Annotated in this window: 12 protein-coding genes, 1 tRNA gene and 1 pseudogene; 6 read left to right on the top strand and 8 right to left on the bottom strand. The window is 67.9% G+C overall.

Annotated elements, in window-relative coordinates:
* Together ACK5KK_RS04120 and ACK5KK_RS04115 are read left to right on the top strand one after the other, a co-directional pair.
* On the top strand, positions 1 to 348 hold the full coding sequence (locus tag ACK5KK_RS04120) for a recombinase family protein (RefSeq protein ID WP_416888821.1): 348 nt from the start codon (positions 1 to 3) through the stop codon (positions 346 to 348).
* Positions 264 to 953: pseudogene (locus ACK5KK_RS04115) on the top strand (recombinase family protein); the annotation flags it as partial. The gene ACK5KK_RS04120 and the pseudogene ACK5KK_RS04115, both read left to right, overlap by 85 nt.
* A 634-nt stretch (positions 954 to 1,587) precedes the next feature.
* Here ACK5KK_RS04115 and ACK5KK_RS04110 read toward each other — a convergent pair.
* A tRNA-Lys gene (locus tag ACK5KK_RS04110) sits at positions 1,588 to 1,663 on the bottom strand.
* A gap of 98 nt (positions 1,664 to 1,761) precedes the next feature.
* Between ACK5KK_RS04110 and ACK5KK_RS04105 the strand changes: the two genes are divergently transcribed.
* The 4 genes from ACK5KK_RS04105 to ACK5KK_RS04090 all read left to right on the top strand — a co-directional run bounded on the left by ACK5KK_RS04105 (position 1,762) and on the right by ACK5KK_RS04090 (position 5,344).
* On the top strand, positions 1,762 to 2,328 hold the full coding sequence (locus tag ACK5KK_RS04105) for an anti-sigma factor (protein WP_416888820.1): 567 nt from the start codon (positions 1,762 to 1,764) through the stop codon (positions 2,326 to 2,328).
* Complete coding sequence (locus tag ACK5KK_RS04100; RefSeq protein ID WP_416888819.1) at positions 2,325 to 2,963, top strand: DNA-directed RNA polymerase subunit beta; 639 nt, start codon at positions 2,325 to 2,327, stop codon at positions 2,961 to 2,963. The genes ACK5KK_RS04105 and ACK5KK_RS04100 overlap by 4 nt, the downstream gene beginning before the upstream one ends.
* Positions 2,964 to 3,205: 242 nt before the next feature.
* Positions 3,206 to 4,090, top strand: coding sequence for an aminodeoxychorismate lyase (locus tag ACK5KK_RS04095; RefSeq protein ID WP_416888818.1), 885 nt, complete (start codon positions 3,206 to 3,208; stop codon positions 4,088 to 4,090).
* Between the two features lie 36 nt (positions 4,091 to 4,126).
* A complete protein-coding gene (locus tag ACK5KK_RS04090; RefSeq protein WP_416888822.1) occupies positions 4,127 to 5,344 on the top strand; it encodes a cation:proton antiporter in 1,218 nt (405 codons plus the stop codon).
* Between the two features lie 43 nt (positions 5,345 to 5,387).
* On the opposite strand, the gene pstB is transcribed toward ACK5KK_RS04090, so the two are convergent.
* The 7 genes from pstB to ACK5KK_RS04055 all read right to left on the bottom strand — a co-directional run bounded on the left by pstB (position 5,388) and on the right by ACK5KK_RS04055 (position 13,478).
* A complete protein-coding gene (gene pstB / locus ACK5KK_RS04085) occupies positions 5,388 to 6,167 on the bottom strand; it encodes a phosphate ABC transporter ATP-binding protein PstB (RefSeq protein WP_416888817.1) in 780 nt (259 codons plus the stop codon).
* Between the two features lie 28 nt (positions 6,168 to 6,195).
* Complete coding sequence (pstA, locus tag ACK5KK_RS04080) at positions 6,196 to 7,287, bottom strand: phosphate ABC transporter permease PstA (RefSeq protein WP_416888816.1); 1,092 nt, start codon at positions 7,285 to 7,287, stop codon at positions 6,196 to 6,198.
* 1 nt (position 7,288) lies between these two features.
* Complete coding sequence (gene pstC / locus ACK5KK_RS04075) at positions 7,289 to 8,278, bottom strand: phosphate ABC transporter permease subunit PstC (protein ID WP_416888815.1); 990 nt, start codon at positions 8,276 to 8,278, stop codon at positions 7,289 to 7,291.
* Positions 8,279 to 8,399: 121 nt separating this feature from the next.
* Complete coding sequence (locus tag ACK5KK_RS04070; protein WP_416888814.1) at positions 8,400 to 9,503, bottom strand: phosphate ABC transporter substrate-binding protein PstS; 1,104 nt, start codon at positions 9,501 to 9,503, stop codon at positions 8,400 to 8,402.
* A 128-nt stretch (positions 9,504 to 9,631) separates the two neighbouring features.
* Entirely contained in the window at positions 9,632 to 10,570 is a 939-nt protein-coding gene (locus ACK5KK_RS04065; RefSeq protein WP_416888813.1) for an NUDIX hydrolase, read from the bottom strand.
* Positions 10,567 to 12,735 (bottom strand): RNA degradosome polyphosphate kinase, encoded by a 2,169-nt coding sequence (locus ACK5KK_RS04060; RefSeq protein ID WP_416888812.1) that lies wholly within the window; start codon positions 12,733 to 12,735, stop codon positions 10,567 to 10,569. Before ACK5KK_RS04060 ends, ACK5KK_RS04065 begins: the two co-directional genes overlap by 4 nt.
* A gap of 35 nt (positions 12,736 to 12,770) precedes the next feature.
* Complete coding sequence (locus ACK5KK_RS04055; RefSeq protein WP_416888811.1) at positions 12,771 to 13,478, bottom strand: winged helix-turn-helix domain-containing protein; 708 nt, start codon at positions 13,476 to 13,478, stop codon at positions 12,771 to 12,773.
* Positions 13,479 to 13,542: the final 64 nt, after the last annotated feature.

Here is a 13,542-nt window from a genome sequence, read left to right as displayed (position 1 = left end):
ATCGACATTGACGCTGACGGCAACTCCATCGCTACGCAGCGCGAGAGCTGTATCAAGCGGTGCAAGCGGCTCAAGGCCCCAATCGTTGAGGAGTTCGTCGAACCCGGCAACTCCGCGCAGTCGATCGCGAAGCGGCCCGTGTTCCGCGAACTGCTCAGCTATGTGGAGGAGCATCCCGAGGTGCGATACGTCGTGATCTACATGCGGTCCCGCATCTTCCGCAACCAGACTGACGCCGCGATCACAAGCGCATCCTCGCCGGGATGGGCGTCAAGCTCATCTCCGCCAAGGAGGAGTTCGGCGAGGGGTACATGGCCGACGCCATGGAAGCCATCACCGACATCATGAACGAGGTCCAAGTCCGCCAGAGCGGCGAGGACATCAAGAACAAGCTGCTCCACAAAGCCAAGAACGGCGGCACTGTCGGACGCGCCAAGCTCGGCTACCACAACGTCCGCAAGGACTTCGACGGACGCCTCGTCAACACGATCGACATTGACCCAGAACGCGCACCACTGATCACGTGGGCGTTCGAGCAGTACGCGACCGGGGAGTACAGCGTGGCACAGCTGCGGGATGCGCTGACCGAGCAGGGATTCACCACTCGCGCGACGGCGAAATGGAAGTCCGCACCGGTGTCGCACAGCCAGCTGTGCCTCATCCTGCAAGACCCGTACTACTTCGGGATGGTCACCTTCAAGGGTCAGGTCTTCGATGGACGCCATGAAGCGCTGGTCGACGCCGACACCTTCGAGCGGGTCCAGGAGATCTACGAACTGCGCAGCCGTCCAAACACCCGCGACCGGGTGCATCGCCACTTCCTTCGCGGCCTCATGTGCTGCGCTCGATGCGAGGATGCCGGACGCTCGCACCGCATGATCTATACCGAGGCGAAGAACCGCAACGGGGACCTCTACGCCTACTACATGTGCCGAGGCAGACAAGAAGGTGCGTGTGATCTGCCCCACCTCCCGACTCGCGACGTCGAGCGAGCCGTGGCGAGGGAACTCAAGACTCTCGCGCTCGATCCAGCGTTCGCGGTGGAAATGCGCGCGCAGTTGAACGCCTCCATCGACGGCCAGGAGAAGTCGGAACGCGAGGCCCATGCGCGCTACACCTCTCAACTCCGGAAGCTGGAGACGCAGGAATCGAACCTGCTCGACATCGCGGCAGATGGCGAGCTGGCAGCATCGGGGGTGAAAGAGCGACTGCGCGATATCGCGATCAAGCGTCGGACACTGAGCGACAAGTTGGCGAAGAGCGAGGATGCCGTGCGGCGTCATGCCGATACCGTGCTCACCTACCTCGACCTCCTCGCTCGCCCCTACGAGTTCTACGTCAGCGCGAGTGACGGCATCAAGCGGCGGATCCTCGAAGCGTTCTACGCGAACCTGTGGATCGAAGACGAGACGCACGCCGTCACCGCACACGGCGAGCCGCACGAACCAATCGTGACGATTCAGGCCGCGTCCTCGGAATGGGCGACCAGACATCAAGAAAGCGCCGGAACGAATTCCGGCGCTCAGAGAAACGCTGTTTCAGAGGTCAACTTTGATCTCACGGTCGCGTGTTCGAGTAATACAAGTGTGGTGGGCCCCGTGGGGCTCGAACCCACGACCCGCGGATTAAAAGTCCGATGCTCTACCGACTGAGCTAGAGGCCCGTGGCATCCAAGCCTACCGGCCGCACGATCACCCTCGGTGCCACATCTCCGAGGCGGATGCGGCATGCTGGTAGTCACGTTGTGACGAGGAGGATGCCGTGAACGTCACACCTCCGGTGGAACCCCCGCCCAACACCGACGCGCTGCAGACGATCCAGCGTCGCACCTGGACGCGCAACCTCGCCATCGCGGTCGGTGCGGCGCTGCTGCTGGTCGTGCTCGGCTGGGCCGCCGGTTCGATCGCGAACATGTTCGCGACCCCGGCATCCGAGAAGGCGCTCGCCGAGATCGAAGCCGCCCCCGACGCCGTACGCCAGACCGGTGACAGCTCCGGCGGCGTCGAAGGCGTGCTCACGTGGTCGCCCCAGCTCGACCGGGCCGTCCTCGAGCTCAAAGCGCTGCCCGCCGTCGATGACGACCAGGAGTTCCTCGTCTGGTACCTCCGGGACGAGGTGCCCCAGCGCGCCGCCACCTTCACCCCCGACGACGGCGCCACCGCAACGGTCGAATTGGAACAGGTGTGGCAGCGCGGCGACGTGCTGCAGGTCACGATCGAGGATGCCGCCGGACTGTCGGCGGGGGAACCCACCGGCGACGTCGTGCTCACGATCGACAGCGCCCTGCAGGACCCGGAACCGCTGCACGCGGATACCCTGGAGGAATGAGCGGCCCGCGACGCGACTTCCATAAACCGGTGCGCCGCGCCGGTGAACATCTCGACCGCCACTTCGCCGCCGCTGACCCCGCAGACGTGTCCCGCGCCGCCCATGAGACGGCCGCGGCCCTGCTCACCCGGGCCCGTACCGACCCGACCGTCGAGGTGGTCGACAACATCGTCGCCTTCACCGCGCGCAACGGCATCGAAACCATCGCCGAGCTGTGGGCGCGCTCGCCCGCGACGACCCTGCCGGGCGCCCTGTGGCGGCTCTACCTGCTGCAACTCATGATCCACGACGACTCGGCCGCCGCGGCGCTGCTCTACGAACGCGGGCGCGCCGCCCTGCGCACCGCAGACGACCTCGTCGCGGGGGCGCCGACCCCGGCCGGCCCCGACGAAATGGTCGCGCTCATCGACACCATCCTGCGCGGCGCCTTCACCGGCGATTTCGCCGTCGCGCTCGACCGTGCCGCCGCGTTCTGCCGGGTACAGGCCGCCGGCGCCGCCGACCTCGCCGACGACCACGACGCCGCCGAACCGGACCGCGCGGCGACGCTCACCACACGTGCCCTGCGCCTATCGACCTACGCCGAAGACCTCACCGCGTGCGCGGCCCTGTGGCGCCGCGGCGGCCTGACCTGAGCGAGCACGCTCGGAGACCCACCGGCATGGGGATGCCGGGCCGCAGAACGCCCGGTGTGTGTGCCCGCGGTGCGGGGAGAGTCGTTCCGCGCCTCGGCATGGGGATGCCGGGCCGCAGAACGCCTCTCGGCGAGTGGCCGCTCGTAGCGGCAGAAGTTGGAGCCCGGGGTTACTGCGGCCCGGCACTACGAGTGTAACTGAGCGTGCGCGTCGCTCATTCCCGACCGGCGTAGGCTCGGGGCATGACCTGGCGCTTCGCCCTCGTGATCGACCCCGCCCCCGTCGACGACACCCGCACCGACTTCGCCGACACCTTCACCCAGATCGACCCGTCGGCACCGGCGCTGACCGTCGGTGAGCTGAGCACGCAGCGCGGCGACGGCATCTTCGAGACCATCGGCGTCATCGACGGTCACGTGCAAGAAGCGGAGGCGCACCTGCAGCGCCTCGCCCACTCCGCCCGGCTGTGCGACCTGCCCGCGCCGCACCCCGACCAGTGGCGACAGGCCATTGCCCGTGCCGCGGCCGCGTGCGGCACGGGGGAGTGCGCGATCAAGCTCATCCTCAGCCGCGGCGTCGAGCACGGACCGGCGCCGACGGCCTGGGTCACCGCCGCCGAGACCGCCGACTTCACCGACGCGCGGGACATCGGCATCCGCGTGGTCACCCTCGACCGCGGCTACGACATCACCACGCCCGACCGTGCCCCGTGGCTGCTGCTGGGCGCCAAGACACTGTCGTACGCCGTGAACATGGCCGCCCTTCGCGAAGCGAAGCGTCGCGGCGCCGACGACGCGATCTTCGTGTCCACCGACGGCTTCGTGCTGGAAGCGCCGACAGCATCGCTCATTCTCCTGCGGGGCGACCGGTTCATCACGCCCGCCCCGCACGGCGGCATTCTGCAGGGCACCACCCAGCAGAGCCTGTTCGATCACTTCCGTGCGCACCGGTACGCCGTCGACTACGAGACGATCCCGGTCGCCGACCTCGCCACCGCTGACGGGGCCTGGCTGGTGTCGAGCCTTCGCCTGGCTGCCCCGATCACCGAGATCGACGGCACGCCCCTTCCCGTCGACACCGCCCTGACGGCCTCGATCAATCACTACCTGCTCAGTCCCCGCGACTGAAGTGTCCCGGCGACGTGGGACGATGACCTCGTGACGATGATGAGCGCTGAGGGGGCGGGTACGACCGCCGCCATCGTGTCGATGTTCTGGATCCTGCTCGCGGTGTTCCTCGCACCCATCGTGGCGCGGATGCTGCGCGGCTACGTCCCCGACGTCGTGCTGCTGCTCGCGTTCGGTGTGCTGATCGGCGGGCACGGCGTGGGCCTGGCCGACACCGCCGGGGGCGTCGACCTCGTCAGCGAACTCGGACTCGGGCTGCTCTTCCTGCTCGCGGGGTACGAGATCGATCCGCGAACCCTCGGTGGCCGGCAGGGCGGATTCGCGTGGGGCACCTGGCTGTTCTGCCTCGCCTTGGCCACCGGCGCCGGACTGCTGCTGGTGCCCGACTTCGGGTTCACCGCCGCCGTCGCCCTCGGGATCGCGCTGTCCTCCACGGCTCTCGGCACGCTCCTGCCGATCCTGAAACAGCTCGGCATCCAAGAGTCCTCCCTCGGCCGTGCCGTCCTCATCCACGGCGCGGTGGGGGAGCTGGGGCCGGTGCTGGCGATGGCGGTGCTGCTGTCGACCCACTCGCCGTGGGCGTCGCTGGTGCTGCTGGTGGTGTTCGGGCTGGCGGTGCTGGTGATCTGGCTGGTCCCGCAGCGGTTGGTGGCCCGCGACCCGCGACTGTTCCGCTTCATCCACTCGTCGGCCGATGGCACCGGGCAGCTGATGATGCGGGCGACCATGCTGATGCTGATGGCTCTCATGGCCGTCGCCGCCGTCTTCGACCTCGACGTCGTGCTGGGGGCCTTCGCCGCCGGCGCCGTCCTGCGCCAGATCGGCGACGGACTGGACAAGGCACTGGCGCACAAACTGGATGCCGTCGGCTACGGCTTCCTCATCCCGGTGTTCTTCGTCGTCTCGGGCATGGGCATCGACATCGGTGCCGTCGTTACCAGCCCACTCACCTGGCTGGGGGCGGTGGCTGCGATCTGGGTGTTCCGGGGCGTCCCGGTGTGGGCATCGGAGCGTGTCTTCGACACTGGCAGCGGCTTGATGCCGGGGCAGCGACGGCAACTGGCGCTGTTCGCGGCGACCGGACTGCCGATCATCGTCGCCGTCACCGGGGTCGCTGTCTCCAACGACCTCATGCCGCGGCAGCTTGCGTCCTCCCTGGTCGCGGCGGGGGCCACGACAGTGCTGCTGTTCCCGTTGCTGGCACAGCTGGCCGGCATGCGCAACGCCCGGCTGACCGACAGCCTGGCGGCATAGCCGGCCGCAGGGCGGCGAGGAGACCGAACTCTGCCGCGGTGGGTCATCCGAAGCGGCCGGAGACGTAGTCCTCGGTGGCCTGCACCGACGGCGTCGTGAAGATCGTCGTGGTGTCGTTGTACTCGATGAGCTTGCCCGGCTTGCCGGTGCCGGCGATGTTGAAGAACGCCGTCTTGTCCGACACCCGCGAGGCCTGTTGCATGTTGTGGGTGACGATCACGACGGTGTAGTCGTTCTTCAGCTCCCCGATGAGCTCCTCGATCGCGTAGGTCGAGATCGGGTCCAGCGCCGAACACGGTTCGTCCATGAGGATCACCTCGGGCGACACCGCGATGTCCCGGGCGATGCACAGACGCTGCTGCTGACCGCCCGACAGGCCCGAGCCCGGCTTGTCGAGGCGGTCCTTGACCTCGTTCCACAGGTTCGCGCCCTGCAGCGACGACTCCACGAGCGCGTCGGCATCCCCCTTCGAGATCTTCTTGTTGTTGAGCTTCACGCCCGCCAGCACGTTCTCGCGGATCGACATCGTCGGGAACGGATTGGGACGCTGGAAGACCATGCCCACCTGGCGGCGCACCAGCACCGGGTCGACGTTCGACCCGTACAGGTTCTGCCCGTCCAGGAGCACCTCTCCCTCGACGCGGGCACCCGGGATCACCTCGTGCATGCGGTTCAGGGTGCGCAGGAACGTGGACTTGCCGCAGCCGGAGGGGCCGATGAAGGCGGTGACGCTCCGCGGGTCGATGTCCATCGTGACGTCTTCCACGGCGAGGAAGTCGCCGTAGTAGACGTTCAGATCGTTGACTTCGATGCTCTTGGACACGGGTGCTCTTTCTTTCGGATGCCGACGATCACCGGCGACCGGTCTTGGGGGCGAAGTACTTCGCGACGGCGCGGGCGAGGAGGTTCAGGGCCATGACGATGAGGATCAGCACGAGCGCGCCGGCCCACGCGCGGGCGAGGGCGGAGTCGGGGCTGGTGCCCTGGTTGGCGTACTGGTTGTACACGAAGACGGGCAGCGTCATCATGTTCCCGTCGAACAGGTTCCAGTTCAGGCTCTGCGTGAAGCCGGCGGTCAGCAGCAACGGAGCGGTCTCCCCGATGACGCGCGCGATCGCCAGCATGACGCCCGTCGTGATCCCGGCGATCGATGTGGGCAGCACGACCTTCACGATGGTGAGCCACTTGGGCACCCCGAGAGCGTACGAGGCTTCGCGCAGCTCGTTCGGCACCAGACGCAGCATCTCCTCAGACGAGCGCACCACGACCGGGATCATCAGCACGCTCAGCGCGACGGCGCCCATGATGCCCATCGAGATGCCGGGTCCGAAGAAGATCACGAACGCGGCGTAGGCGAACAGGCCCGCCACGATCGAGGGGATGCCGGTCATCACGTCGACGAAGAACGTGATCGCCCGGGCCAGGCGACCGCGCTGCCCGTACTCGACGAGGTAGATCGAGGTCATGAGCCCGATGGGAACCGAGATGACCGCGGCGGCGAGGGTGATCATCAGCGTCCCGGCGATCGCGTGGTACGCGCCGCCGCCTTCACCGATGACGTTGCGCATCGTGTAGGTGAAGAACTCCACGTCCATGCGGTCGATGCCGTCGGCCACGACCGTCCAGATCACCGAGACGAGGGGGAGCAGCGCCACGACGAAAGCCGCCGACACCAGCGCGGTGATGAAGCGGTCCACGCCCTTGCGCGGCCCTTCCACGATCGACGACACGGCGTACACGAGGCCCATGTAGAGCAGAATCCCGAAGAACAGGGTGCCGGCGATGTTGAAGTCGGCCAGCGGCTGACCGGAGTTGAGGATGCCGAAGACGGTGCCGCTGATGACGAACGACAGCGCCAGCAGTCCCCACGGCACCCAAGAGGGGAGGTGGCCGGCCGTCAGCGAGAGCGAGGGTTGCGAGCGGGGCAGTGAGACAGTGGCCATGTCAGTTGGCTCCCGAGAACTCGGCGCGCCGGTTGACGATCCATCGGGCCAGCGCGTTGACGCCGAAGGTGAGGACGAACAGCACGAGACCGGTGGCGATCAGCACGCTCACGCCGTCGCCGTACGCCTCCGGGAAGTTCAGGGCGATGTTGGCCGGGATCGTGCTCGGGTTCGTGGAGGTGATCAGGTCGAAGGTGACCACGCCCGACACCGACAGCACCATGGTGACGGCCATCGTCTCGCCGAGCGCACGGCCGAGGGCCAGCATCGCGGCGGAGACCATCCCGCCGCGGGCGAACGGGAACACCGTCATCCGGATCATCTCCCACCGGGTGGCGCCGAGGGCGAGGGCCGCTTCCTCGTGCAGCACCGGGGTCTGCAGGAAGACCTCGCGGCAGATGGCGGTCATGATCGGCAGGATCATGACCGCGAGCACGAGAGCCGCGGTGAGGATCGTGCGGCCGGTCGCGGACACCGGGGCGGCGAACAACGGGATCCCGCCCAGGTTCTCGTTGAGCCACACGTAGAACGGCTGCACCATTCCGGCCAGGACGATCCCGCCCCACAGTCCGAAGACGACCGATGGCACGGCGGCCAGCAGGTCGACGATGTACCCGAGCACGGCCGCCGCGCGCCGAGGCGCGTAGTGCGAGATGAACAGTGCGATGCCGATGGACAGCGGCGTCGCGATGAGAAGGGCCAGCAGTGCGGACCAGATCGTGCCGAACACGAGCGGCCCCACGTATTCGAGGAACGGCTCGCCCTTGAGGATCGGGTTGGCCGCCGGGTCGCCGGTGAACGCGGGGATCGACTCGGCGACGAGAAAGACGGTGACGGCGGCCAGCAGCACCAGGATGGTGACGCCGGCGCCCATCGCGGTCCCCGAGAAGACGAGGTCACCGGCGCGTCGGGTCGTCTTCGCGGGTGGGGGCGGCGTGGCCGGGTCGGGCGTCGCCCGGGTGCGGGGCGATTCGGTGCGCGTGGTCGCCATGTCTGGGGTCCTTACTGTGAGACCGTTCGGCTCGGCGGGGCATCCGTCGCGGGGACGGCTGTCCTGCCGAACCCGCCCTGTCCGGTCTGGGGCCGGCCAGGGCGAGGTCCGATGGGGCGTGTCAGCCGATCAGGGCGATGGCTGCGGTCACCTTCGTGCGCAGGTCCTCCGAGATCGGAGCCGACCCGGCGTTCTGCGCGGCGGCATCCTGGCCCTCGGAGCTTGCGATGTAGGTCAGGTAGTCGGACACGATCGCGGCGGTGTTCGCGTCGTCGTAGTTCTGGCACGCGATGAGGTAGCTCACCAGGGCGATCGGGTAGACCCCGGCCTCGTCTGTGGCGTAGTCGACCTCGAGGCTGAGGTCGCCCTCGCCGCGTCCCTCGACGAACGGCGACGAGTCGATGATCGCCGCGGCCGCCTCGGCCGAGTACGGCACGAACTCGTCGCCGACCTTGACCGACACGGTGCCCAGGCCCGCGACCTGCGAGGCGTCGGCGTAGACGATGGTGCCGTTTCCGTTGCGGGTCGCGTCGACGACACCCGAGGTGCCCTGCGCGGCCTCGCCGCCATCGATCGGCCACTCGCCGTCGGGCTCGTGGGTCCACGATGCCGGGGCTGCTTCGGCCAGGTAGGTGGTGAACGTCTCGGTCGTGCCGGAGTCGTCGGCGCGGTGCACGGGCGCGATCGCGAGATCGGGCAGCTCCACGTCCGGGTTGTCGGCGGCGATCGCCGGGTCGTTCCAGTTCGCGATGTCGCCGGCGAAGATCGCCGCGATGGTGTCGGTGTCCATGTTCAGCGACTCGATGCCGTCGAGGTTGAACGCGACCGCAACGGGGGAGATGTACAGCGGCAGCTGCACGATGTCGTCGGAGCTGCAGGCGCCGAAGCCGCCGGCGGCGAGCTCCTCGTCGTTGTAGGCGCGGTCCGAACCGATGAGGTTGCTGGCGCCGGAGACGAAGTTCTCACGACCGGTTCCCGAACCGGTCGGCTCGTAGTTGATCGTGACGTCGGGGTTGGCCGTCTGGAAGTTCGCCACCCATGCCTCCTGGGCGGCGGCCTGCGACGAGGCGCCCGTGGCGTTGACGGTCCCGGAAAGCCCGGTCGAGCTCCCGCCGCCGGTGGATTCGGTCGTGGCGGGTGTCTCGTTCGGGGCCGAGCAGCCGGCCAGGGTGAGGGCGGCCAGGGTAGCGGCGGCGCCGAACTGGGCGATGCGGGTGAGCTTCACTGTGTGTCCTTCGGGTGTCTGAGAGCTAAAGGCCCGGTGCGGGGCTCGCCCCGACGCTATGCGGCCTCGCTTACCACAGTGCGCTCAGCGGGTGAACGGAAGGTGAACGGTGTGAAACCCGGGCGTCGTCAGATCTGCGGCTCGTGCGTCTCGATCGAGACGATTCCCGACCCCGGGTTGGTCGCCGAGAGGTGAACCACCGAGAACGAACCGACCTCGAGCGTGGCGGCGCTGTCGAGGTACGCGCCCTTCATAGTGCCGGTCGCCAGCGCCAGCTCGTGCAGGATCGACCCCAGCACTGGCCCGTGACTGCACAGCACCGCGGGCTTGCGGGCACGGACGCGTTTGCCGACGACCGAGCGCACGTCGCCGTCGCCGGCCTCCCAGGCGTCCTGGCCGATCAACGGCGTGCGGGTCACGGTGCGGCCCTGCGCCGCGGCGAACGGCGTCACGGTGGTCACGCACCGCACGGCGTCGCTCGTGACGACCTTGCGCACCCCGAAGGCGCGCAGCGGACCGACCAGGGCGCTCGCCTGGCGGGTGCCCTTCGAGGTCAGCGGACGGGCGGCGTCGGCGCCGTCCCAGTCCTCGCGCGGCGTGGCCTTGGCGTGGCGCAGCACCACGACGGGGAACGTGGCGAGCACGCCGTCGTCGACGAGCCGCAGGAACCCCTCCAGGATCTCGGTGTCGACGGGATAGCTCAGGTACGTGAGCGCCTTCTTCGGGGTCACCCACTCGAGCGCCGCGATCTCCTTGTTCGGCACGAACGCCGACGCGCGGATGGCGTCGTCGGTCGCCTCGGCGGACCAGTAGTGCACGATCTTCTGCTTCTTGCTCGGCATGCGGTAGCGGGACACACCCACCGGAACGCCGAGCGCCACGCGGATGCCGGTCTCCTCGAAGATCTCGCGCGCGGCGGTCTCGGCCAGCGACTCTCCCGGGTCGACCTTCCCCTTGGGCAGGGTCACGTCGGCGTACGCGGTGCGGTGGATGACGAGGATGTGCAGCTTGCCCTCGATCCGTCGCCAGACGACGCCGCCGGCGGCGTAGACGGCGGTGTCCGTCATCGCACCGCCCTCGGCCGACGCCGACGGTGCACCTGGCTCATGGTGTGCTCCTGAAGGTCGACGAGTGGGTTGCCCTCGGCGTCCACGCTGCGCCGCACCCATTCACCTTCGGCGTGAAGGTGCCAAGAACTGATGTCGTCGCTCATCGCGAGGTCGAACAGCTCGATGAGTTCGGTCTTGTGGGCAGGGTCGGCGACACGCACCAGCGCTTCGACACGGCGGTCGAGGTTGCGGTGCATCATGTCTGCGCTGCCGATGTACACCTGCGCCTCGTCGTCGACCCCGAAGGCGAAGATCCGGGAGTGCTCCAGGTACCGGCCCAGGACCGAGCGTACCGAGATGTTCTCGCTCACCCCCGGGATGCCGGTCTTCAGCGAGCAGATACCGCGCACCCACACCTCGACGCGCACCCCTGCCTGGCTGGCGCGGTAGAGGGCATCGATGATCTGTTCGTCGACCATCGAGTTGACCTTGATGCGGATGCGCGCCGGCTTGCCCGCCTCGGCGTTCTTGTGCTGGGTCTCGATGTTGCGCAGTAGCCCTTTGCGCAGGTGCAGGGGGGCGACCAGCAGGCGCTTGAACTTCTTCTCGATCGCATAGCCGGAGAGCTCGTTGAACAGCCGGGTGAGGTCGCGGCCCACCTGCGGGTCGGTGGTGAACAGACCGAAGTCCTCATACAGTCGGCTGGTCTTCGGGTTGTAGTTGCCGGTGCCGATGTGGCTGTAGCTGCGCAGCATCCCGTCTTCTTCGCGGATGACGTGCAGCAGCTTGCAATGGGTCTTCAGGCCGACGAGGCCGTAGACGACGTGCACGCCGGCTTTCTCCAGTTTGCGGGCCCAGACAATGTTGGCGGCTTCATCGAAACGCGCCTTCACTTCGACGAGGGCGAGCACCTGCTTGCCCTTCTCGGCCGCATCGATGAGCGCCTGCACGATCGGGCTGTCACCGGAGGTCCGATACAGGGTCTGCTTGATCGCCAGCACGTGCGGGTCGTTTGCGGCCTGCTCCAGGAAGGCCACCACGCTGGTCGTGAACGACTCGTACGGGTGGTGCACCAGCACGTCGCCCTTGCGGATCGCCGAGAACAGGTCGGGTCGTCCGTTCTGCTCGGCGGGCTGGAAAGCCGGCGGAGTCTTCGGGACGGCCGCCGGGTAGTGCAACTCGGGCCGGTCGATGCGGGCGAGGTCGAACAGTCCGCGCAGGTCCAGCGGCCCGGGCAGGCGGTACACCTCCTGCTCGGTGATGTCGAGTTCGCTCAGCAGCAACTCGAGGGTCACCTCGTCCATGTCCTCGGTGATCTCGAGACGGATGGGCGGACCGAAGCGGCGCCGGAGCAGCTCGGCTTCGAGCGCCTGGATGAGGTTCTCGGTCTCGTCCTCCTCGATGACCACGTCCTCGTTGCGTGTAAGTCGGAACGTATGGTGCTCGAGGATCTCCATGCCGGGGAACAGGTCGCCCAGGTGGTGCGCGATGAGGTACTCCAACGGCAGGTAGCGCGCGCCGGGACCCTCTCCGGGCACCGCCACGAAACGCGGGAGCATGGGCGGCACCTTCAGGCGCGCGAATTCCTGGCGTCCCGTCTTGGCGTTGCGGATGCGCACCGCCAAGTTCAGCGACAGCCCCGAGATGTAGGGGAACGGGTGGGCCGGGTCGACCGCCAGCGGCATCAGCACCGGGAAGACCTGCGACTGGAAGTACTCGTAGAGGTCGTCGCGTTCCACGTCGGTCAGGTCGTCCCAGCGCACCACCTCGATGCCCGTGGTCGCCAGGGAAGGCCGCACCATGTCTGCCCACGCGTGCGCGTGACGAAGCTGCAGCCGGTGCGCCTCGCGGGAGATGTCGGAGAGCACGTCGATAGGGGCGCGCCCCACGTTGGTGGGCACCGCCAGGCCGGTGAGGATGCGTCGCTTCAGTCCCGCGACGCGCACCATGAAGAACTCGTCGAGGGTGCTCGCGAAGATCGCGAGGAAGTTCGCGCGTTCGAGGACCGGCAGAGTCTCGTCCTCGGCGAGCTCGAGCACGCGCTGGTTGAACGACAGCCAACTGAGCTCCCGGTCTTCGTACCGGTTGTCCGGGAGCAGATCGTCGAGCACCTCTACGGCTTCGTCGAAGTCGTCGTCGTCAGCGTCGCCCAGACCGGAGTCGGTCACCTCGATATCGATCATGCTCCCCATCATTGCAGGGTGCGTCGGTCGCTGCTCTACGAGGTGGTCGACGGGGACGACTGCGGCTGAGGCGCCGGGTCGTCGTCCTCGTACACGTTGAAGCGGTAGCCCACGTTCCGCACCGTGCCGATGAGTTGTTCCAGGTCGCCCAGCTTCGCCCGCAAGCGCCGCACATGCACGTCGACGGTGCGTGTCCCGCCGAAATAGTCGTATCCCCACACCTCGCTGAGCAGCTGCTCCCGGGTGAAGACACGCGAGGGGTGCGTGGCGAAGAAATGCAGCAGCTGGAACTCCTTGTAGGTGAGATCGAGCGGCTTGCCGCGGACCTTCGCCGAATACGATGTCTCGTCGATCGAGATCCCCGAGGTCTGCACCCGGGTGGAGACCGGTTCCTTGCTCATCCGCCCGATCGCCAGCCGGATGCGGGCATCCACTTCGGCGGGCCCGGCCCCCACCAGCACGACATCGTCGATGCCCCAGTCGGGGGACACCGCCGTCAGCCCGCCCTCGGTCGCCACCAGCACCAGCGGCGCGTCCAGTCCGGTGGTGTTGAGGATCTTGCACAGCGATTTCGCTCCGACGAGGTCGTTGCGCGCGTCGACGAAGATCACGTCGGCGCTCGGCGCGTTGACCAGCTGGGCCGGTTCGGCGGGGATCTGGCGAACCCGGTGGCTGAGCAGTTCCAGCGCAGGCAGAACCGGCGTGCCGCCGGGAGCGGAACTGAGCACGAGCAGTTGCGCCATGGAAGATCCCTCCCCGGGGACGGCGAACGTGACCCATCCTAGGGCGTTCCCGAGGGGCGGGCCG

Origin of the sequence: Microbacterium sp., from assembly GCF_047972865.1 — a bacterium.
Classification (GTDB): Bacteria; Actinomycetota; Actinomycetes; order Actinomycetales; family Microbacteriaceae; genus Microbacterium.
This window is presented reverse-complemented; position numbering and strand designations above follow the sequence as displayed.

Coding starts and splice junctions, on each gene's coding strand:
- ACK5KK_RS04060 (WP_416888812.1), bottom strand. CDS start 12,735: ATGATCGATATCGAGGTGACCGACTCCGGTCTGGGCGACGCTGACGAC.
- pstA (WP_416888816.1), bottom strand. CDS start 7,287: ATGGCCACTGTCTCACTGCCCCGCTCGCAACCCTCGCTCTCGCTGACG.
- ACK5KK_RS04055 (WP_416888811.1), bottom strand. CDS start 13,478: ATGGCGCAACTGCTCGTGCTCAGTTCCGCTCCCGGCGGCACGCCGGTT.
- ACK5KK_RS04095 (WP_416888818.1), top strand. CDS start 3,206: ATGACCTGGCGCTTCGCCCTCGTGATCGACCCCGCCCCCGTCGACGAC.
- pstC (WP_416888815.1), bottom strand. CDS start 8,278: ATGGCGACCACGCGCACCGAATCGCCCCGCACCCGGGCGACGCCCGAC.
- ACK5KK_RS04100 (WP_416888819.1), top strand. CDS start 2,325: ATGAGCGGCCCGCGACGCGACTTCCATAAACCGGTGCGCCGCGCCGGT.
- ACK5KK_RS04090 (WP_416888822.1), top strand. CDS start 4,127: ATGATGAGCGCTGAGGGGGCGGGTACGACCGCCGCCATCGTGTCGATG.
- ACK5KK_RS04065 (WP_416888813.1), bottom strand. CDS start 10,570: ATGACGGACACCGCCGTCTACGCCGCCGGCGGCGTCGTCTGGCGACGG.